This window comes from Lactococcus protaetiae, assembly GCF_006965445.1.
GTDB lineage: Bacteria > Bacillota > Bacilli > Lactobacillales > Streptococcaceae > Lactococcus > Lactococcus protaetiae.
Genome location: NZ_CP041356.1, coordinates 925609 through 946509, shown reverse-complemented (window position 1 = coordinate 946509; position 20901 = coordinate 925609). Strand labels below are relative to the sequence as shown.

General features: G+C 37.1%; 16 protein-coding genes and 4 pseudogenes. 4 read left to right on the top strand and 16 right to left on the bottom strand.

Annotated features, from left to right (window positions below):
• Positions 1-353: 353 nt before the first annotated feature.
• The 9 genes and pseudogenes from FLP15_RS04735 to FLP15_RS04700 all read right to left on the bottom strand — a co-directional run bounded on the left by FLP15_RS04735 (position 354) and on the right by FLP15_RS04700 (position 8145).
• Positions 354-1094: an ABC transporter permease gene (locus tag FLP15_RS04735; protein ID WP_223804728.1), complete on the bottom strand. Its 741-nt coding sequence runs from the start codon at positions 1092-1094 to the stop codon at positions 354-356.
• A 270-nt stretch (positions 1095-1364) separates the two neighbouring features.
• Positions 1365-2183 (bottom strand): ATP-binding cassette domain-containing protein, encoded by an 819-nt coding sequence (locus FLP15_RS04730; RefSeq protein WP_142766198.1) that lies wholly within the window; start codon positions 2181-2183, stop codon positions 1365-1367.
• A gap of 113 nt (positions 2184-2296) precedes the next feature.
• Positions 2297-2779, bottom strand: a complete 483-nt coding sequence (locus FLP15_RS04725) for an SRPBCC domain-containing protein (protein WP_142766197.1) — start codon at positions 2777-2779, stop codon at positions 2297-2299.
• 115 nt (positions 2780-2894) lie between these two features.
• Entirely contained in the window at positions 2895-4328 is a 1434-nt protein-coding gene (locus tag FLP15_RS04720; RefSeq protein ID WP_142766196.1) for an amino acid permease, read from the bottom strand.
• A 242-nt stretch (positions 4329-4570) separates the two neighbouring features.
• Positions 4571-5602: a M20/M25/M40 family metallo-hydrolase gene (locus FLP15_RS04715; protein WP_142766195.1), complete on the bottom strand. Its 1032-nt coding sequence runs from the start codon at positions 5600-5602 to the stop codon at positions 4571-4573.
• A gap of 88 nt (positions 5603-5690) precedes the next feature.
• Positions 5691-6521 (bottom strand): amino acid ABC transporter substrate-binding protein, encoded by an 831-nt coding sequence (locus FLP15_RS04710; RefSeq protein WP_142766194.1) that lies wholly within the window; start codon positions 6519-6521, stop codon positions 5691-5693.
• Between the two features lie 322 nt (positions 6522-6843).
• Positions 6844-7035, bottom strand: a complete 192-nt coding sequence (locus FLP15_RS13810) for a hypothetical protein (RefSeq protein WP_223804779.1) — start codon at positions 7033-7035, stop codon at positions 6844-6846.
• A gap of 182 nt (positions 7036-7217) precedes the next feature.
• Positions 7218-7478, bottom strand: a pseudogene (locus FLP15_RS13805) (ATP-binding cassette domain-containing protein); the annotation flags it as partial.
• 28 nt (positions 7479-7506) lie between these two features.
• A complete protein-coding gene (locus FLP15_RS04700) occupies positions 7507-8145 on the bottom strand; it encodes an amino acid ABC transporter permease (protein ID WP_142766193.1) in 639 nt (212 codons plus the stop codon).
• Between the two features lie 384 nt (positions 8146-8529).
• Here FLP15_RS04700 and FLP15_RS04695 point away from each other — a divergent pair, with 384 nt between their 5' ends.
• Positions 8530-9360 carry a peptidylprolyl isomerase gene (locus FLP15_RS04695; protein WP_142766192.1) on the top strand — a complete coding sequence of 277 codons (831 nt, stop codon included), beginning with the start codon at positions 8530-8532 and terminating at the stop codon, positions 9358-9360.
• A 419-nt stretch (positions 9361-9779) separates the two neighbouring features.
• On the opposite strand, the gene FLP15_RS04690 is transcribed toward FLP15_RS04695, so the two are convergent.
• Genes FLP15_RS04690 through FLP15_RS04680 form a run of 3 tightly spaced genes read right to left on the bottom strand, consistent with a single transcriptional unit; the run spans position 9780 to position 12119 of the window.
• Entirely contained in the window at positions 9780-10661 is an 882-nt protein-coding gene (locus tag FLP15_RS04690) for an RluA family pseudouridine synthase (protein ID WP_142766191.1), read from the bottom strand.
• Positions 10661-11473 carry an NAD kinase gene (locus tag FLP15_RS04685; protein WP_120773136.1) on the bottom strand — a complete coding sequence of 271 codons (813 nt, stop codon included), beginning with the start codon at positions 11471-11473 and terminating at the stop codon, positions 10661-10663. Before FLP15_RS04685 ends, FLP15_RS04690 begins: the two co-directional genes overlap by 1 nt.
• On the bottom strand, positions 11460-12119 hold the full coding sequence (locus FLP15_RS04680) for a GTP pyrophosphokinase (protein ID WP_120773135.1): 660 nt from the start codon (positions 12117-12119) through the stop codon (positions 11460-11462). The genes FLP15_RS04685 and FLP15_RS04680 overlap by 14 nt, the downstream gene beginning before the upstream one ends.
• A gap of 1178 nt (positions 12120-13297) precedes the next feature.
• On the opposite strand from FLP15_RS04680, the pseudogene FLP15_RS04675 reads away from it, so the two are divergent.
• A pseudogene (locus FLP15_RS04675) lies at positions 13298-13891 on the top strand (CYTH domain-containing protein).
• Positions 13892-14066: 175 nt separating this feature from the next.
• On the opposite strand, the gene FLP15_RS04670 reads toward FLP15_RS04675, so the two are convergent.
• From FLP15_RS04670 to FLP15_RS04660, 3 genes are all read right to left on the bottom strand, one after another.
• A complete protein-coding gene (locus tag FLP15_RS04670) occupies positions 14067-14585 on the bottom strand; it encodes a dithiol-disulfide isomerase (RefSeq protein ID WP_142766190.1) in 519 nt (172 codons plus the stop codon).
• A gap of 690 nt (positions 14586-15275) precedes the next feature.
• A complete protein-coding gene (locus FLP15_RS04665) occupies positions 15276-15587 on the bottom strand; it encodes a YlbG family protein (protein WP_142767432.1) in 312 nt (103 codons plus the stop codon).
• Positions 15574-15957 (bottom strand): YlbF family regulator, encoded by a 384-nt coding sequence (locus tag FLP15_RS04660; RefSeq protein WP_142766189.1) that lies wholly within the window; start codon positions 15955-15957, stop codon positions 15574-15576. The genes FLP15_RS04665 and FLP15_RS04660 overlap by 14 nt, the downstream gene beginning before the upstream one ends.
• 312 nt (positions 15958-16269) lie before the next feature.
• Here FLP15_RS04660 and FLP15_RS04655 point away from each other — a divergent pair, with 312 nt between their 5' ends.
• Positions 16270-17658 carry an amino acid permease gene (locus FLP15_RS04655; protein ID WP_142766188.1) on the top strand — a complete coding sequence of 463 codons (1389 nt, stop codon included), beginning with the start codon at positions 16270-16272 and terminating at the stop codon, positions 17656-17658.
• Between the two features lie 21 nt (positions 17659-17679).
• Positions 17680-19052 (top strand): annotated as a pseudogene (locus FLP15_RS04650) (amino acid permease).
• 28 nt (positions 19053-19080) lie between these two features.
• On the opposite strand, the pseudogene recA reads toward FLP15_RS04650, so the two are convergent.
• Positions 19081-20231 (bottom strand): annotated as a pseudogene (gene recA, locus FLP15_RS04645) (recombinase RecA).
• Positions 20232-20901 lie beyond the last annotated feature (670 nt).

Below are 20901 nucleotides of genomic sequence, written 5' to 3'. Positions count from 1 at the left end.
TCGTTTCCATCCTATAATGTTAGTAGAACGAAAGCAAAGCTTAGTGTTGCTTATCCCTCCACCTAAAAGAGGTGGGAGTTGCCCGCTTTGCCTTTTGCTCTTGCTGCTTTAGCAGCTAAGCAAACGGACAGCGGCGTAGACCGTTCGTAGAACGGCGTGCGAAGCGCGTAGCACCATAGGAACCATTTCGCCTTGCTGCTTTAGCAGCTTAGAGCGAATGGATACCTGTGGTGGATGGACAGCGTAGCCCAAAGGGCGAAGATAGCAGACACTTGCTTGGTTAAACTTACAGAAATTCCACTTACCATGGTGGATAATCAGTTTTTAATTTTATTCTCACTTTATCTTCCTTTCTATCTTTTTGCAAGTGAGCTGTGCCTGATTGTATGGATTGCCAAAAGCAAAATAACAGCCACACTGAGCAAAATTTCCAACCAATTGGGCTGTAATAAATAATGATGCGTCAGCGTTTCTGTCAGTGCTGACAGAAGTTGTGTCAGAAAGAAATTTGCGGAAACAATTCGAATAATACCTGTCATTTGAGAAAATGGAATCATCATTCCTGATAGAAAAAAGCTGACAAACATAATGGGTAGGCCCAGACTGCTCGCAATGGCAGGATTTTTAACTCCAAAACCAATAATGATAGAAATGAGGAAAAATGGAATGGCATAAAGATATAATTTCACATAATAAAGAAGCACGACACCAAAATCAGGAAGCTGATAGTGATAGGCAAACACTGCAATCACAAGGATGACAAGGCTTGATAGAAAAACAATAAGGACAAAGCCTAAAATCTGAGCAAGAAGATAGACGTATTTATTGGCACCACGCCTCTCCAGCATCGAGTAATATTGGTCAGCGTTATACTTAGAAATCTCTATTGAAAGACTTGCAATACTTGCTGATAACACCGCGTACATCATGATAATTCCTAAATTTTCTTGTAGATAGCTCGGATTATTTTTTGCAAAAATGACCGAAAATGCAATCATCAGAAAGATTGGAAAACCAAAAACGAAAAAAAGTTGTATCGGAACTCGAAAGCGTAGTTTGAGCTCTGTCATCAGATATTTTGAAAAATTATTCATTTTATATTACTTATTAATTTCTGTCAGTATACTGACAGCTTTCCAGTGGTTAATTTATATTGATTCATCTAGCATTTTCGTAAAAACCTTAGATGAATTGTGTGCCTTGTAAGTTGATTTTTGGACACTAATAAACTGACAGAAATTTTAACATTTTCTGTCAGTAAAAAAATTGATACAAATCAATGTTTTTTCAACAAGAATGTTCTGTCCTTGCTCCAAAGCGACTAAAGTAGCACGTCAAAGTTTATTAAATCATTTTCCACACCTCTAATCTGAAATGATTTCACCAAGATTTCTTACAAAATCACGTTTATATTTTATAATTTCCTCATATCTCGTCCCCAAGATATCTGGTATTTTATCCTTTGAAATCTTATAAGTCCAAGTTTTTTCATCAATCAACTCCTCTGTCAAATCAACTTGTAAACGGTCAAATTGCACCAAAGAGAAGTTAGTCTGAACTAGTTCATCACGTGTAAAGTCCTGTGTGATTCGTCCATTAGCAACAACGACAAAACGATTACACAGACGCAAAGCTTCTTCAATATAGTGAGTGACAAGAAAAAGTGTCGCCCGACTTTCTTCGAAAACTTCTGATAAAAAACTCAATAGTTCATCTCTGGAATTATAATCTAGCCCCGTTGTAATTTCATCGAGAAAGAAATATTCAGGATTATTTTGCATCGCTGAAATCAAGAATAATTTTTGCTTTTCACCACCAGAAAGTTTAGAAAATCGCTTATCCAAAGCTTTTGTTAAATCAAAATGTTCAGCAAGTCCTAATCCCTTTTCAAAATTCTCTGGACTTTGTGCCAAAACGTGTAGTGCTTCTTTAATCTTTAACTCACTCGGCAAATTCTCATGCTGTATGATATAACAGCGATTTTGATTATTAATCTCAAAATCTTCGTCTTCAATTTTTCCTGCTGTGGGTACTAAAGTTTTGTTGATTAAGTTTAAAAGTGTTGTTTTTCCAGAACCATTTTGCCCTAAAATCGCGATACGTTCGCCTTTATTGACCTGCAAATTGATAGATTGTAACACTTCCTTATCACCAAATTTAATGGCTAAATTCGTAATTTTCATTTTTTTCTCCAAAATAGAATTTACCACTTTTCGTCAGTAAAAAAATTGATACAAATCAAGTTTTTATTATTTCAGGACAAACAAAAATGCATCCGAAGATGCATCCTATTTCATCAGCGAAGCAAGCCTGTTCGTAAGCTCGTCACACCATTTTCTAAATAAGCTTTCAAGCAAGCTAGAACAAAAGTCCAACCTCCTTTTCCGCCCATTAGATTATTTATAATTTCCTCATATTCATAAGTACGAACCTCAGCAAGGACTGGGTCTGTCAGCAACCGTTCATACTCTTGGAAACCAACTTCTTTTACCTCAACAATCGTTTTCTCATCAACCTGCATGAAACTAATCGTAACTGCCCGTTCATCAGAAATCGGCCCCCAAGTCAATAAAATTCGACTATTTTCTCGAATATCCATGACTTGAATCGGTACATTAGCTTCAAATTCCTCATAGCTCAGTATTATTGTTTTTCCTTTTTCCCAACGTTCCGAACTATTTGAAAACCAAAAATTCCCTATCTTTTCAGGATTGACAAAAGCATCAAAAATCTCCGAAGCGGGAGCCGAAATTTCCATCCGTATATTTATTTCAATCATTTTTTTCCTTTTTCACAAAATAATTTACTGACAGTTTTCTGTCAGCACTGAAAACTTACTGACAAAGTTGTCAGCAAATAAAAAGAGCTTTCGCTCTTTATTTTATCATACATTATTATTTTTCTCGGCTCAAATCTACTTCTTCAAGCGGAATAATTTTTGTATTATATTTCCATTTATACCCAAAATACAAAATAAGAAAGATTGGAATAGCAGCGTACAATGCAAGCCCTTCGCCCCAATGACTACTAAAAAGCATAGAGGGATCCAAATTAATCGCAATAGCTGCAGTCATCAAAAGCGCGACCATTGGTCCAAAAGGAAACCATTTTGCTTTATAAGGGAGATCTTTCAAATCTTTTCCTTGTGCGACATAGGCACGGCGAAATCGAATATGACTGACAGAAATTCCAAGCCATGCCAGAAAACCTGTCAGTGATGACAAATCTACCAAAAATAGATAAATTTGAGTTCCAAAAATTCCTGTTAAAAATGTGATAAAACAAATGACTGCCGTCGCAAGCAAAGCGTAAAACGGAATACCATTTTTAGCAGTACGTCCAAAAAATTTTGGCGCCCCGTTCTCTTGCCCTAGTGAATAAAGGATACGTGTAGAAGCATACATCACAGAGTTTGCAGAAGAAATAACCGAAGTTAAAATCACAGCATTCATCACAGAAGCCGCGAGTGCAAAACCAATGTTTTTAAAGACAATAGTAAATGGGCTCATTACTGCCGTTGAGTTTGGATTGAGCAGTCGTGGGTCTTTAAAATTAATAATCGCCGCAATAACAATGATTGAAAAAATATAAAAAAGTAAAATCCGCCAGAAAATTGAATTCATCGCTTTCGGAATAGATTGTCCAGGATTTTCTGACTCACCCGCAGTTACACCAAGTAACTCTGTCCCCTGAAAAGAGAAACCTGCAATCAATAACACTCCAACAAATCCAGATACACCACCAACAAATCCATGATTGCCAGCAGTCAGATTAGCTGCCACATCAACATTGCCTTGCCCTAAAACACCCACAATCGTTAAGATACCTATAATAAGAAATAGAACAATAGTAATTACCTTTATCGTTGAAAGCCAATATTCCGTTTCACCAAAAGCTCCCACGGCAAGAACATTAATCACAAAAATCAAGATTGTTGCAATTCCAGAAAAAATCCATGAAGGAATATGAGGAAACCAAAATTGAGTAATCAATCCAGCCGTTGTCAAATCGACAGCGATTGTAATTGCACCATTAATCCAATAATTCCACCCCAAAGCAAAACCAAACGCTGGATCAACATATCTCCCTCCATAATCAGAAAATGAACCTGATGTCGGAAGATAAGTCGCCATCTCACCCAAGGAAGTCATTACAAAATAAACCATAATCCCAATAAAAACATAAGCAAGCACTGAACCCCACGGTCCAGCTTGACTAATCGTCGCTCCAGAAGTCAAAAATAGACCCGTACCAATCGTACCACCAAGAGCAATCATTGTAATATGGCGCTGTTTAAGGTTGCGCTTCACCTGATTTTGATTCTCCAAAATATTTTCCTATATATTAATTTTTTTCTATCATCAACCACTAAGTTTCGTTAGTATGACTTATATATTCTATCACTTTTATGACTTTTGGTCTCAAATCAACAGTTTTATCGAAGTAAGTACGTGCTAACACCCCTACCTCTTAGGTAGGGGATGAAGCAGCACTAACTTTGAATTTCGTCCGACTAAATTCAGTGGGGAGTTGAAACTCCCACTGAATAAGTCTTGACTTCATCAACTATTTACTGAGAACTTTGCTCAATCAGCTTCTCATAAATAGTTGCAACACGCTTCAAAGATTCTAGTGAAACATATTCGTCTGCTTGGTGTGAGGTATCTGGACCTGCACCATAGATGATACGTGTTGTGGTCTGAGGAAGAAAGCTTGCCTCTGTCATACCATCATCACCCTCAAAATTTTTATCAAATATTCTATCCATCTGCCCTTCTAAAATCTTATTTTCAAAAGGTTCAATATCATTTAAAATTGTAAGTTTTATCGGTTGTTCATTTGATAATCTTTTTATCTTCTCTCTTACTTTTTGGTGTTCGTTGGGATTCGTTCTAAAGTCTGCAACTATCCAACATTTTTCAGCAGTAGAATTAACCGAATCTCCACCTGAAATCTGCCCAACATTCATACTGGTAAATGGTATTGAAAAATTATTATTCGGTTGACTTTTACGGAGTTCTGCGCTAAAGTAACGAAGCTCATTTATAAAATCCGTCGCTCTGAAAATAGCATTTTTATCATCAGTAGCAACTGAACTATGCACTCTTACTCCTGAAAAGTCAATTCTAAATTCAAATAATCCTTTCCCTGCATTTAGCACGCGCTCATCTGTTGGCTCACAAATAATTACTGTTTCTGGAAATTCTTCTTCCGCAATTAAATCACGGACCCCCGCAAACCCAATTTCTTCATCATAGGTAAAATAAAACGTTACTGCTTTTTCCGTTTGTGTTGCAGCAAACAACATTGCCGCAATCCCACTTTTCATATCACAAACTCCCAAACCATAAAGTTTATCACCCTTTTGGACAAGTTCCCACGGATTAGTCATCCACTTTTCACTTGCTGGCACCGTATCTGTATGACCTAAAAATCCAATCTTACTTTTACCTCGTTCTGCTACAAGACAGGCACCGACGTTCTTGAATTTAAAATGATAATCAGTTAGAAAATTTCGAATAAAGTCGAACATCTTTTCTTTTTCTGAATCATTAACTGTATTAAAAGATACCAGTTTTCCCAAAATTTCTTCTATTTTCATGATTAGCACCTCTTCATCAAAGCAAGTGCTTGCTAATATCCCTAGTGGGATAAAGCAGCATTAGGCTTCGAATTTCGTCCGATTAAATTCATTTTGAGCTTGGATAAACATCCTTACCAAACCATTTTTCTGATATTTTTTGAAACTCTCCAGTTTTGTGTAAACCAGCGATTCCTTGATTAATCTTGGAAATAAGTTCCTTGTCTGATTTTCTAGCACCGACTGCTGTTGGAGCTCCAGCAAACCCAGCACTAAAAACATTATAGTTATCTGTTTGTTTAGCTTGTTTGAGGTAATAGTTTGCATAAATACCATCAACAAGCAAAGCATTAATTCGACCATTTTGTAAATCAAGAAATCCTTGATCAAAGTTACTATATTGCGAAATTGTGTTTCCAGAAACGCTATCCTTCAATACTTTTGGTTCACTTTCAAATTCTTGATATTGCGATGAACCAGATTGCACACCTACTGTTTTTCCTTTCATGTCCTTCGCAGAGGTAATACCACTTGATTTTTTAGTAACAAGCACATCTCCACCCTCCATATAGACATTAGAGAAAAGTACAAGCTTCTTCCGCTCTGGTGTAACTGAGTAACCATTCCAGATTAGATCAATATTACCATTTTTTAGTTCTTGTTCTTTCATTGACCAGTTGATGGGTTGCCATTTCACCTTTATACCATACTTTTTAAAAACTGCATTCGCAAGGTCAATGTCAAATCCTTTATAAGTTCCATCTTTATCCTTAAATCCCATTGGGACAAAAGTATTATCGAAACCAATTGTGATTGACTTAGTTTTCTCCGCTGTCGCCCAAGTATTAGAACTTTTTGCCTTTGCTGAAGAACAAGCTGAAAGTGTAACAACAGCCAAAACTGCGATAAATGTAATAAATAGTGTTTGTAATTTTTTCATATTTTTTCCTTTTCTTTAAGATGTAAGGAACGCTCATCCTGAAATTAGGAAAATTCAGGTTCGTGCGAAAGCACGGTTCTCCAATTTATCTAATCGCCTAGCTTTTAGCGCTCCGAACTCAGTTAAGTAAGATGTGAGTCCGACTGTTTTGAAAGGTTGAAAAATGCCACTTGGCTCTTTACGCTTCAGCGTATAAGCCAATGGACAGCGTAGTAGTTGCACTACGGAGATAGGAAAGCTGGAGATTCTGTCGCAGACAGGTTCACAGCTTTATCTTTTTTCACACCTTTCAAGGAGGACGAACTCAGTTAGTTATCAATATTCAATTTCTCGGATTGACTTTGAGAATTTTATCTGCGATTTTTTCCGCAAACTCTGCATCATGTGTCACGACAATTTGCGTTACACCTGCTTGTTTATTTGTCAAGATCAAATCAGCAACTTGATTGCGCAATTCTGAATCTAAGGCACTTGTTGGCTCATCATAACCGATAATCTTAGGATTAATCATCATCGCTCTAGCAAGTGCAACACGTTGTTTTTGCCCCCAGATAAAGCATAAGGATAAGTTTTCTCGAAACCTTCCAAATCCAAATTTTTTAGCAAAAGTTTCGCTTTCTGCGTTGCTTCTTTTTTAGATTGATTTTGTGTATAAACCGGACTTAGGATAAGATTGTCCAAGACTGTTTTATGCGGAAAGAGCTGAAAATCTTGAAATACAAAACCTAGTAAATTTTTATCAAAATATTCTTGATTAAGTGTGACTTCATCATCGTTAAAGCTTATCGTTCCACTATCAATTTTTTCGAGACCAGCAAGCATTCTCAATAACGTTGTTTTGCCTCCACCAGATGGTCCCAAAATCACAAGTGTTTCACTGTCATTAATCGTTAGATTAAAATTTTCAAAAATCTTCTTTTCGCCAAATTTCTTTGTTAAATTTTTAATTTCTAGCATGATTTCTCCTCTAAAGATGTGAGTACGATTATTTATAAACACTGAATCTTTTTTCTGTTATTTTAGCAATGATTGTAAGGATACCATTGAAAGCAAGGTAGAAAAGCCCTGCAATGTAAATCGGTACGAGAGTAATATCTCTGTTCATTGCTGTTTGAGCCGCTAAAGTCACATCCATAATCCCTACGACGTATACAAGAGAACTATCTTTTACAAGGTTAATTACCTCATTCATTACACTAGGGAGAACGATTTTGACGACTTGGGGAAGAATAATCAACCGTGTTGTTTGCCATTTGCTGAGCTTTAATACTTTGGATGCTTCGTATTGTCCCTCTGGAATAGCTCCAATACCACCGCGGAAGATTTCGGCGAAATAAGCCGCATAGTTTAACACAAAAGCAATCAAAACTGACAGCAGGCGATTAGTAATCGTTATTCCAATCAAGGGTAATCCAAAATATACTGTGATAATTTGTAAAAGTAAGGGAGTGCCACGCATGACCCAAATGTAAAGATTTAAAAGCCATTTTACGATAGGAACACGTAGAAGATAAGCAAAAATGATACCTAGTGGAATAGAAATAATCAATGTAATCACAAAAACCTGAAGTGTAATAACAAATCCCTGAGCAAGTTGGGGAAGAATCCCAATAATATAAGACATTTAGTTTCCTTTCTCGACTGAAAATAAAGAATTTTCAGACTTATCTTTCTAAAGAAATAACCTTTGCTTTTAGGAATATCTTAAGCATTAAGCCAAAAATATCTTTCACAAAGGTGAGTACGAGCAAATAAAAAGACCGATTGTCTTTAACAACCGGTCTCTTGAGAATCACCGGCATAGATACTTGAGCGTACTCAAAAGTTGTATCTACACCTTTGTATGATACAACCTCTACCTATGCACATGATGATGACGTGAAGTAAAGTTTTTCATTTGTGATTCTCCTTTCAATGTTTTTTATTATTCTATACCTTTTCTTTTAAAATTGCAAGAGATAACTTGATAAAAATTTATAATTACTTATTTTTATGATAAAATACTCATATGAATAAGAAAAAAACTTCTATTATTTTTGGACTACTTGGCATTATTTTAGTAGCAGCCATCGCATTTTTGATTTACTCTGCAAACCGAAAACCTGCTGATTCTTCAAAAAACACTTCTCAAACAACGCAATCAACTGCTAAAGCTGCTGATTATCCAACAAATTATACTTTACATCCCGCAGTTAAGAATTCTACAGAGGCCCTTAACGACCTAGCATTGCCTCAACTTTCAACCACTGTAGCAAGTGATGAAGCTGAGGTACAGATTCAAACGACGGCTGGAAATATTAATATTAAACTCTTCCCTAAGCTTGCTCCTAATGCCGTTCAAAACTTCCTTGTCCTCGCTAAACATGACTATTACAAAAACAATGAATTTTTCCGCGTGATTAAGGATTTCATGATTCAAACAGGTGACCCTTCTAATCAAGGAACAGGTAGTGCTTCGATTTTTGGTGGGAAACCTTTTGATACTGAGATTTCAAATCAGCTTTATAACATTCGCGGGGCGCTTTCTCTTGCTAATACTGGTCAACCTACTTCTAGTAGCTCACAATTTTTCATTGTCCAAAATTCACAAGATATGACAAGCCAAATTCAAGATAAGAGTAAATATCCACAAAAAATTATTGATGCTTACAAAAAAGGTGGTTATCCTAGTCTTGATGGTAGTTATACTGTCTTTGGACAGGTCATCTCAGGAATGGATGTTGTGGACAAGATTGCTTCAGCCGAAGTTCAAGCTAATTCAACAAGCGGTGAACAATCATCACCTGTTCATCCTGAAAAAATTACTGGTGTAAAAATCATCAAAGATTGGAAATTCTAATTCGTATAGAAAGTAAAAACTACTGACAAGTTTGTCAGTAGTTTTTTGTTTTCATGAAATTCTGTCAGTTCAATGCGACCAAAGTGAGCATTGAAGTGATTACTTCATTGGTGGGGGATTCTTTCTCCCCACCAATGTTAGGGCACAACCTCACATCAAAGATATGAGGTCACCCTGTCCCTGAAGTCTAAGCGCTAAAGCGCTAAGACCCTAGGGCAGTAGAACGAAAGCAGAGCTTGCCATTTCGCCTTATCGCTTTAGCGATTTAGAGCGAATGGACAGCGTAGCGAAGCGGAGATAGTGCTGCTTATCTCGCCACCTTATAGAGGTGGGGGGAATAGCACGCACTTACTAAGTTAAATCAGCAGATAAAAGAACGCTCAGCTTTGATGAGTGTTCTGTCAGTATACTGACAGGATTTATGTCAGTAATTTTTTCATATCTTCTGGCATATCAAGTTCGATATGCACCATTTCGTCAGTAAAAGGATGTAAAAACTGTAAATGATGACAATGAAGTGCTTGTCGCTCAATCAAATCATGGTTACCCCCATACAAATCATCACCAATAAGTGGATAACCTAGATGCGAAAAATGAACGCGAATCTGATGGGTACGACCTGTATGCAACGTAATGTCTAATAAAGCTAAATTATTTTTTCTGTCAGCACTGACAAAACTTGTCAGCGCTGTTTTCGCCTTTCCATCCATCCGAACTTGACGCTTGATGATAGAATCATCACATCGACCAATAGGTAAGTCAATCTCACCAGAATCGGGAAGCCCTTCGCTATTTACAAGAGCAAAATATCTTTTTTCTAGAGTGTCACGAAACTTATGTTGCACCATCAGTGCATGAGCATAGCGATGTTTGGCAAAAAACATAATTCCACTCGTATCACGGTCAAGACGCGTAATAATATGAACCGTCTGATTCGCATAATTTTGTCTGGAAATATACCCTTTGACAGCATTTGACATCGCACCTGTAGGATGCAAAGAACCAGTAATTGAAGGTTTACCTGCTGGTTTTTCAACAACTAAATAATGTTCATCTTCAAATAAAATATTCAGTGGAGTGTCATCAGGCACTAAAAATTCATTGTCTGGTTCATTAGGTGTTGTAATGGTCACAACATCTCCAAGGTGTAGTTTATGAATCGCATTTTGCTCCTCACCATTGACCGTAATCAACCCACCATCAAATTTTATCTTTGCCAACAGTCTTTTTGAAACGCCATGTCGCCCAAGCATTGATTTGACCATGCTTCCCTCAATATCATTCGTGAAGGCGAATTGCATTATTCAACCTCCCCGATGAAAGATTTACTCACTCTCTCCCAAAATGGAGTATGTGCACAGTTTGCAAAAGATATTGTCGTGCCATCCAAACTATATTCAATTGATTCAATATTTTTATATTCAAAGGTCAACTGGTCAAAGGTTAAACTATAATCATCTTCTGGTGCAGGACACACCCTTATCGTATCTTTTTCAGCGACAATCATAGGAGAGCCCAGGGTACGATAAACAACATTGTTCAAACTTGCAATTTCAGCAATCTGCATCGCTTTTACTCTCGGATGCATGACCGCACCACCGATTGATTTATTATAAGCCGTTGACCCTGTTGGTGTCGCGATGGACAGACCATCCCCGCGAAAACGCTCAAATAAATAATCCGAGATTCGTACATCTACTACCATGGTCTTACTTGCTCTGCGGATAGTCGATTCGTTAAGAACATGACGGACAATTTTATAACCATCTGTGAAATTCACTTGAACTTTAATTAGAGGATAACGAATCGCTTTTGCTGGATTTTCTCCATACAATGCTTCAACTACCTCAAATAATTCTTCATCTGTAAAATCAGTATAAAAACCCAAATGCCCTGTATGCACTCCTAGAAAACGTACTTTATCTAATTGATATTCATACATATGCATCGCGCGTAATAAAGTACCATCACCACCTACAGAGATTACAATTTCAGGGTTAATATCATCAAAAATAAAGTGTTCGGCTTTTAAAATCTTGCTCAATTTATCCATCGTCTTTTTCGATTTTGCGCTTGAATTTCCGATGAGCCAGATTTTTTTACCAAAGTTCATTATCTTCTCCGTTTTCTTTCTTAAAGTCTTGTTTTTGTTGCGGACGGTCAAAGAGTAGCTGCGCTTCCTGAATATCCTCTCGAATCTCGCCCATTTCCGCATCAAGTTGAGCCGCTTCCCTCGCAGCATTTGTCAAACGGGCTTTGACATCATCAGGAATTAAACCACCATACTTATAATTCAGCGAATGTTCAATTGTTGCCCAAAAATTCATCGCCAAAGTTCTAATCTGAATTTCTGCATTCACAATCTGAAATCCTTCAATTGTATCAATCGGATACTCAATGATGACATGATAAGAGCGATAGCCTGAAGCTTTTTGATGATTAATATAGTCTCTTTCTTCGACGATTTTGAAATCTTTACGTTTACGCAAAAGTTCGAGTACATCCCAAACATCATCAACAAATTGCACCATGACCCTGATACCAGCAATATCTTCCATCTCGGATAAAGTATCTCTAGTATAACCACGCATTTTTGCCTTATTGATGATTGATTCACGTCTTTTGACACGTCCTGTAACGAATTCAATAGGTGAATATAAACCTTTTTTCAAATATTGCTTACGCACTCCACGTAACTTGATTTTCAATTCTCCGACCGTTTGGATATACGGGTCGAGAAACTCTTCCCAATTAAACATAATTTTATAATGCAAGAATAATATTTCCATGTATCGCTCTACATCAATATACGAAAAACAAATAACAGTTAACACTATTTTTTATACTAATCATCTCTAAAAATCCCTAAGAATTCATGGTAATTTTCTTGCGTTTTCCTTTCTTATTTTGTTTGTTCTGTACTTTAATCGCGAAATGAAACCTCATGATTTTATCAAAATAAGTGCGTGCTATCTCCGCCCTTTGGGCTACGCGATAAACATTTGTCCGTTTTATCTAGCCGCTGAAGCGGCTGATAAAAAGGCTGTCGATGCTCGCTAAGGCGCTACGTGTTTCGCACGCCGTTCTACGAACGGTCTACGCAACTTCGTTGCTCCGCTGTCCGTTTGCTTAACTGCTCAAAAGGACAGCGTAGCGCAGCGAAGATAGCGACCAGAGAAAATGGACAAATGTTTTACGAAACTCCCACTGAATAAGTCTTGACTTCATTTCATTTTCTCTGTCTTTAACTTAGCAAGTGCGTGCTATCTTCTCCCACCAATGAAGTAATCACTTCAATCACATCTAATATTTTAACATAACTTATCTTGTTTCTCATCAGTTGTTGTCACTTTATCATATATTTATCTTTATCGAAGCAAGTGCGTGCTATCTCCGCCTTACGGCTACGCTGTCCATCCTCGCTACGGTACTGAAGCACCTAGTCGGAATGGCAATCTTTGAATTTCGTCCGACTGCCATAGGGCGTTGGCGCTTTTAGCGCCTAGGCTTCTTGGACAAGGTGACCTCATATCGAAGATGTGAGGTTGTACCTTAAATTCAGTGGTGAGTTGCCCTTTTATCAGTCGCTGAAGCGACTAGAGAAAATGGACAAATGTTTTACGAAACTCCCACTGAATAAGTCTTGACTTCCTTTATACTAGCCTGCCTCTAAATCTGCTAACAGAGAATATGCTGTCCTTTTGATTATCAACTTGGAGCGAACAGATAATCAAACATAGGCCATTCGAAATGCGGTTTCGCGATGATTGGTAACTAAATTTTTTGAACTATGAATTTTTTAGATGTTTCTACTCAACTTTACTTCTATCTTAGGATTTGCTATACTTTTAGTTAATATCTATTTTTAACATATCTGAAAGGAAAGCTACTTTTGCTAGAATTGCTTCTCAGTAAACAGCTTTATTAATAATTTAAAATGAGTACGAACTTGGAGATTGAGTATAAATCGCTGCTCTCTTTAGCAGAATATGACCAGTTAAAGAAGCTATTTACACATATTACCCCTGTTAGGCAGACAAATCATTACTTGGATTCTAAAGATTTCAAACTACGTAAAAAAAAGCTTGCTTTACGTATTCGGACTTTTGATAAATCCGCTGAGATGACATTGAAGGTGCCACAGGAAGTTGGAAATATCGAATATAATATTGCTCTTACCCTTGAAGAAGCGCAGCAATTATTAGGTGAGCGAAATATCACTTGTGGGAATACTGACCTTAGTGAAATTTGTGAATTGCTTACTGCGCGCGATATTAATTTAGAAGAAATTACATTGATTGGTAGTTTGACGACGATTCGCTATGAGCAACAACTTCCTATTGGGCTTGCTGCGTTAGATAAGAATGATTATCTCGGACACACCGATTAAGAATTAGAGCTTGAAGTAGAAGATAATACACAAGGAAAGAAAGACTTCTTTGAGTTTCTTGAAAAAAATCGTGTTGAATATCGTTTTTCAAAATCAAAAGTTGTTCGATTTTTGGATTGTTTGCGTCATTTACGTAAGTAGTCTTTCATAAAGTTACTGACAGCTACTTTATCACTATCTTTGCATAAAAGTCAGCTATAAGCAAATCAAAAAAGTCTGTCAGTATACTGACAGACTTATCAGCTACGCTGATAAGTCCTTTATTCGCCGATTCAATGCTTCACTTAGGTTCAATGTGATGCAAAAAACTGCCTGTTTAGGCAGTTTTTTCAATTTGATTGAGATAATCTTGTAAGGCAAGATGAGAGCATTTTTCCATATGTAAGCATTCTTTGTCAGTAATGACAAGACTAGAGGGCGAAGCATGAAAATCATTTTTCCTGAAATCTTTTAGGTCTAATGACAAGTGTCTTTTTGCAAATTGTCGATATTCCATAAAATCTGACGTTGCTATGTTTAGCTTTTTTAAAATCTTTTGACGTATTTGGTCAGTATACTCCAAAACTGTTATTTCAGACAAACAGTCTTGAAGGAGTAACAAAAACAGTCGCCCTTGCTTCCGTCCATAAAGTGTGACAGTAAGATAATCTAATGAGATTTTTTGTAAACGGTCATGGCAGGCATTAAGCGATGCAACATTTTTAGGCAAATCTTCTACATCACGCAATTCTTTTGCAGCAGGCAGGGTCACAATGGGATGTAAGTGCCAATCGTTTTGGTCGAATCGCTCCAAATGGTCTAGAATAGGAGTGAAATAATAATGAATCTCCAACATAATTTTTTCCTTAGTTATCTAATGCTATTTAAGTTTTTAATAAGAACTACTTCACTGTATCACTTTCGTGACTCTATTTAACGCTCATTCATCGCGCAAAATCAGCACTAAAAGTAATTTTTTAACTCAGCAAATGCGTGCTATCTCAGCCCTTTGAGCTACGCTGTCCATTTGCTCTATCTCCGTTTCACTGCGCTGTCGATTCTCGCTACGGCACGAACGTGCCTAGTCGAATTCGCAACTCACTGAAAAGGCAAGCTCTGCTTTCGTTTTACTGCCCTAGGGTCTTAGAAACTTCAGTGACAAGACCACTTCGCCTTGCGACTTTAGTCGCTTAGTTGTTACACCTAGAGATTGTACTCTAACATTGGTCTATCAATAAAGTAATCACTTCAAAGCATACAATCTCTAGCACTGATGAATGGTCATCAGGGATATAAAAACAAATAAGGTTAAACATACATGATAAAAACAATGACAAAACGCACTGTCAATGTTATATCATTTAGAGATTGCATCTTGTGTTGATTATTCTGTAATCTATACTAACCAACCTACTTGACTAATCTTAACAAAAAAATGTCCTACACTCAAATGATATACAAATGAACGTATTTTATAGATATAATTTTCTTGCTTCATTTTTTAGATTATAAACACTAATCATAGTCAAGATTTTTTACTACTCAATTATGCCTCAAGTTCTTTTTTCACTTCTTGATTTGTCAGTAAAAATGCCTCAGAAAAGTTTTTATTCATCTCTTTAAGATGTCCTACACGAACTTTTTTTACAAACTTCAATTCTTCTAATTTTGGGAGGAGTTCAGAAAGCTGCTCTTCATCAACATAAAGCAAACTGTAATGTGCCTTTTGACTTGTGTAAGCTACATCTCCAAATCTTGCCAGCTGGCGAGTTCCCTTATAAGAGTTGCAGTAAACATATATTGCTATTCGTCCTGGCACTTCTAATGGGCGAATTTCTTTTTTGTCAAACTGTTCCATGATGTCGTCCACGGTGTCCGCCTCCTTTCAATGGTAAATTTTCATCAACAATAATGTTTTCAGAAATACTACTCGTAATTTTTTTTGTCAGTACTGACAGAATGGTCTGGATATCATTTTCAGCCAAACGCAATGCATAAACCTTATCATCAACATTAACTTCTTTTTGCAGAGCTTTTAATTCTGGACGAAAAATGATGAAATCTGCGCTCTCATTTAACCGCGCAATTTTTTCTTGGAGTTTCTCGTCATCCAAAAAATCCGATTTAGCTTGTCTATAAGCCCTAACTTCAGGAAATTTAGCAAACTCTACAAGTATTTTGTCGATTAAGTCATCTATCTCTAGTAAATTTTCATCAATGATTAGCATGATTCAATTATAACAAGATGTGAGGCTGATTGTCCAGAACTCATGAAAATTAGGAAAAGATGGAGATGAGCTTTGCTCATTGGAGACTTTTATCTATTTTCCTGAGTTCTAAGCAGCCAAACTCAATTATAACAAGATATAAGTGCAATTACAATGAAAGTAGCCATCACAATACCTGTCAATCCCGAACGTTTTCTGTCAGTACTGACAGAAACTTTTTTTAGCACTTGAACTTATATTACAGAGTATGTTATACTGTTTTTTATATTAATTAATAATTGTCAGAAAATTAAGAAAGAAAGTCAAAATTTTATGGAACAGACTACAGAAGGAAATCGTGGACTACAGAATCGCCACATCCAACTCATCGCTATCGCTGGAACAATAGGTACAGGACTATTTTTAGGCGCTGGAAAAACAATCCGTATGACTGGGCCTAGTATTATCTTCGCTTATATCATCATTGGTATTGCAATGTTCTTTTTCTTGCGAACCATCGGTGAAATGCTCTATCAGGATCCTAGCCAGCACTCATTTCTAAATTTCGTTACCAAATATGCTGGAACTCGGATTGGTTATTTTACCCAATGGTCATATTGGCTTGTTCTTGTCTTTGTTTGTATTTCAGAGCTTACAGCAATTGGAACTTACGTTCAATTTTGGCTGCCCCAAATTCCTTTATGGTTGATTGAAATTGTCATGTTGGCCCTACTTTTTGGTCTCAATACACTCAATGCCAGATTTTTTGGTGAAACAGAATTTTGGTTTGCTATTATTAAAGTTGCAGCTATTTTAGGAATGATTGTTACCGCAATTATATTAATGATCAGCCAATTTAGCTATACAACAACAATTCATCACGTTACCATACACGGCACAGTATCGTTTGCTAATATTTTAAATGGTTTCCAACTTTTCCCACGTGGTGTTTGGAATTTTATCGGTGCTTTACAAATGGTAATGTTCGCCTTCACCTCAATGGAATTTATCGGGATGACCGCTGCTGAAACAGTCAATCCTAGAAAAACATTACCACGCGCCATTAATCAAATCCCAGTCCGTATCCTTATTTTCTATGTTGGTGCTTTACTTGCAATTATGGCAATTTTTGACTGGAATAATGTCCCAGCAGATAAATCTCCGTTTGTTATGGTTTTCCAACTTATCGGTATAAAGTGGGCAGCTGCCTTGGTTAATTTTGTCGTGCTTACTTCAGCAGGATCGGCTCTAAACAGCTCTCTTTTCTCTGCGACAAGAAATCTATATTCCCTTGCCAAACAGCATGACAGAGGTGGTTTAACTGCCTTTACAAAGCTTTCAAGGCATGGTATTCCGCTCAACGCGCTCTATTTAGCGGGCGCATTGGCTCTTTTTGCTCCAATCTTGACACTGATTCCTCAGATAAAAAATGCTTTTGACTTCGCAGCTTCATGCACAACAAATTTATTTCTTATCGTTTATTTCATCACTGTTTTTAGTTTTTGGAAATATAGAAAATCGTCTGATTTCGACCCAAATGGTTTTCTTACTCCCAAAGCAAAGATAACTGTTCCTTTAGTCGTTTTAGTTTTTGCCATTGTATTTATTTCACTATTTTTCAATTCAGAAACACTCTATCCAGCGATTGGTGCTGTAGTCTGGACAGTTCTCTTTGGATTATTTTCTTACTTTAAAAAAATAAATCCTGAAAATCTTTCATAAAAGGACTATAATAAATACATTATGAAAATAAATGAAAATACGGAAACACAAACATCAAACCGAGGACTCCAAAATCGACATATCCAATTAATAGCGATTGCTGGAACAATTGGTACAGGTCTATTTTTAGGTGCTGGAAAATCTATCAGCTTGACTGGACCTTCAATTATCTTTGTTTACCTTATCATTGGTGCCTTAATGTTTGTACTTTTACGTTCGATTGGCGAAATGCTTTATCAAGACCCCAGCCAGCACTCATTTTTGAACTTTGTTTCCCGATATTTAGGAGGAAAACCCGGTTATTTCATCCAGTGGTCTTACTGGCTTGTCGTCATTTTCATGGCAATGGCAGAACTGACAGCAATCGGAACTTACATCAACTTCTGGTTGCCTCAGTTTCCTATTTGGTTGAGTGAAGTTTTCGTTTTGGCTCTGTTAACTGCACTCAATACACTTAATTCTAAATTTTTCGGGGAAACAGAGTTCTGGTTTGGGATGATTAAGATTGTAGCAATTATTGGTTTAATTTTGACCGCTATTATTTTGATTTTTAGCCATTATCATACAGGTTCAAATACGGTTAGTTTAACAAATATCACCCACAATTTTCATCTCTTCCCCAATGGAATTTCCAATTTTTTGAAAGCTTCCAAATGGTAATGTTTGCCTTTGTAGCTATGGAATTCATCGGAATGACTGCCGCAGAAACTGCAAATCCCAAACCAACACTAAAAAAAGCAATTAACCAAATTCCATTGCGAATTATTTTGTTTTATGTCGGCGCTTTACTTGCAATCATGAGCATCTATCATTGGCAAGACATCCCTGCTGATAAATCTCCGTTTGTTATGATTTTCGAGCTTATTGGGATTAAATGGGCAGCTGCTCTAATCAATTTCGTTGTTCTAACTTCAGCGGCTTCTGCTTTAAATTCTGCTTTATTTTCAACAACTCGCAATCTTTACTCACTCTCAAAAATCAATGGTGATAGAATCTTAAAACCATTTACAAAATTCTCAAAATCTGGAATTCCTATAAATGCACTATTTTTCACATCATTGCTCATCTTTTTGACTCCTTTCATTTCGATGATTCCTGCCGTTTCTAATGGTTTTGTATTCATTACAAGCGTTGCGACTAATCTTTTTTTGGTCGTCTATCTTATGACTTTAGTAGCTTATCTCAAATTTAGGAAATCTCCTGATTTTGATGCTAAAGGCTTTATACTTCCAGGAGCAAAGTTCCTAGTCCCTATTGCAATTCTTGGTTTTGGGCTTATCTTTATCTCTCTTTTCTTCTTTAAGGAGACACTTGTTCCTGCCATTGGTTCAGTCATTTGGATTGTTATTTTTGGACTTATCACTATCTTTAGAAAAACAAAAACAGTTGGATAACCAACTGCTTTTTTATTTGTTGTTTTGATTAGTCTTCAAGTTCGAGTTCAATTTCTTCTGATTCTGGAAGATCTACTTTTTTAGCTTTCGTTGTTTTAGCTGGTGCCTCATCTGCTGTAGTTTCTGTAGCTTCTCCAAGAAGTCCATGTGCAGCACGAATTTTGTGGTCAATCTCATCAAAGACTTCTTGATGTTCTTTGAGATATCCCTTAGCTTTTTCCGCTCCCTGACCGATTTTTTCGTCATTATAAGCGAACCATGCACCTGATTTTTTGATGATTCCTTCATCTACTGCAATTTTCAGTAATTCACCTGTTTTTGAAATTCCTTCACCAAACATGATGTCAACAAGCGCAACTTTGAACGGTGGAGCAACTTTATTCTTAACAACTTTGATTTTTGTTTCTTTACCGATTTGAGTTTTGTTATCACCCGAACCTTCTTCGATTTTTGTTGAGCCACGGACATCAAGACGAACTGATGCATAGAACTTGAGCGCACGTCCACCAGGAGTTGTCTCAGGTGAACCAAACATCACACCTACTTTTTCACGCAATTGGTTGATAAAAATTGCTGTTGTTTTTGTTTTATTGATGTGTCCTGCAAGTTTACGCATCGCTTGAGACATCATACGAGCTTGCAAACCAACTGAACTATCACCAATTTCTCCATCAATTTCGGCTTTGGGAACGAGTGCTGCAACTGAGTCAATAACAACAAGGTCAACTGCTCCTGACGTAATCAGTTTTTCAGCAATTTGCAGACCTTGTTCACCATAGTCTGGTTGTGAGAGCAGGAGCTCATCAATGTTAACCCAAGTGCTTTGGCATATTCTGGATCAAGTGCGTTTTCTGCATCGATATAGGCTGCAATCCCACCCTCTTTTTGAATGGCTGCAACAGCATGAAGCGCGACTGTTGTTTTACCAGATGATTCTGGACCATAAATCTCTACGATACGTCCTTTAGGGTATCCACCTGCACCAAGTGCAATGTCAAGTGCAAGTGAACCTGAGCTTACTACTGATACTTTTTGATTAGCTGCTTCTCCGAGACGCATGAGTGAGCCCTTCCCAAAATCTTTCTCAATCAATGCGAGTGCATCAGCTAATGCTTTATCTCGCTCTGCTCCATATTTCTTGGTAATATCATCAAAATTTGTTTTTTTCTTTGTTGCCAAAATTTATCTCCATCTCTTCTTTTTTGTTCAACTTGTGAAGTCAATCCCACTTTTTTAAACAGCCTTTGTAGTCGGTAGGTGTCGTTAAGCAACTAGACTTCTTAATTTAGTGCGCCCTGTCCCAAAGAGTTTCGCTTTGTCTATGGGTCGCCTAGTTGTTACACTGAGAGCTTTATAGCTTATGTTCAAAGACAACACAAGGTTCACTTTTTTATCGCAATCTCTGTGTGGTACATCAACAAAACATGAAACAACTTACCGTATAATTATAGCATTTTTCACGATTTTTTATAAGTCCCTAGCGCTATTATTTTATACGTTTTTTATTGAACTTTGTCACTTATTTTTTTAATTTTTAGTCAAGATATTTTATGTTTTTTTAACCAAGCAAGTGTCTGCTATCTTCGCCCTTTGGGCTACGCTGTCCATCCTCGCTACGGTGCTACGTGCTTCGCACGCCGTTCTGCGAACGGTCTCCGCAACTTCGTTGCTCCGCTGTCCATTTGCTTAGCTGCTAAAGCAGCAAGAGCAAAAGGCAAAGCACCTAGTCGGAGTGGCAATTCCCCCACCTCTTTTAGGTGGCGGGATAAGCAACACTAAGCTTTGCTTTCGTTCTACTAACATCAGCGGAAGAGAAAGAATCTCCCACTGATAAAGTAATCACTTCAAA

Coding starts and splice junctions, on each gene's coding strand:
- FLP15_RS04710 (WP_142766194.1), bottom strand. CDS start 6,521: ATGAAAAAATTACAAACACTATTTATTACATTTATCGCAGTTTTGGCT.
- FLP15_RS04695 (WP_142766192.1), top strand. CDS start 8,530: ATGAATAAGAAAAAAACTTCTATTATTTTTGGACTACTTGGCATTATT.
- FLP15_RS04685 (WP_120773136.1), bottom strand. CDS start 11,473: ATGAACTTTGGTAAAAAAATCTGGCTCATCGGAAATTCAAGCGCAAAA.
- FLP15_RS04680 (WP_120773135.1), bottom strand. CDS start 12,119: ATGTTTAATTGGGAAGAGTTTCTCGACCCGTATATCCAAACGGTCGGA.
- FLP15_RS04665 (WP_142767432.1), bottom strand. CDS start 15,587: ATGGAACAGTTTGACAAAAAAGAAATTCGCCCATTAGAAGTGCCAGGA.
- FLP15_RS04660 (WP_142766189.1), bottom strand. CDS start 15,957: ATGCTAATCATTGATGAAAATTTACTAGAGATAGATGACTTAATCGAC.
- FLP15_RS04735 (WP_223804728.1), bottom strand. CDS start 1,094: ATGAATAATTTTTCAAAATATCTGATGACAGAGCTCAAACTACGCTTT.
- FLP15_RS04655 (WP_142766188.1), top strand. CDS start 16,270: ATGGAACAGACTACAGAAGGAAATCGTGGACTACAGAATCGCCACATC.
- FLP15_RS04715 (WP_142766195.1), bottom strand. CDS start 5,602: ATGAAAATAGAAGAAATTTTGGGAAAACTGGTATCTTTTAATACAGTT.
- FLP15_RS04730 (WP_142766198.1), bottom strand. CDS start 2,183: ATGAAAATTACGAATTTAGCCATTAAATTTGGTGATAAGGAAGTGTTA.
- FLP15_RS13810 (WP_223804779.1), bottom strand. CDS start 7,035: ATGATGATTAATCCTAAGATTATCGGTTATGATGAGCCAACAAGTGCC.
- FLP15_RS04670 (WP_142766190.1), bottom strand. CDS start 14,585: ATGTTGGAGATTCATTATTATTTCACTCCTATTCTAGACCATTTGGAG.
- FLP15_RS04690 (WP_142766191.1), bottom strand. CDS start 10,661: ATGCAATTCGCCTTCACGAATGATATTGAGGGAAGCATGGTCAAATCA.
- FLP15_RS04700 (WP_142766193.1), bottom strand. CDS start 8,145: ATGTCTTATATTATTGGGATTCTTCCCCAACTTGCTCAGGGATTTGTT.
- FLP15_RS04725 (WP_142766197.1), bottom strand. CDS start 2,779: ATGATTGAAATAAATATACGGATGGAAATTTCGGCTCCCGCTTCGGAG.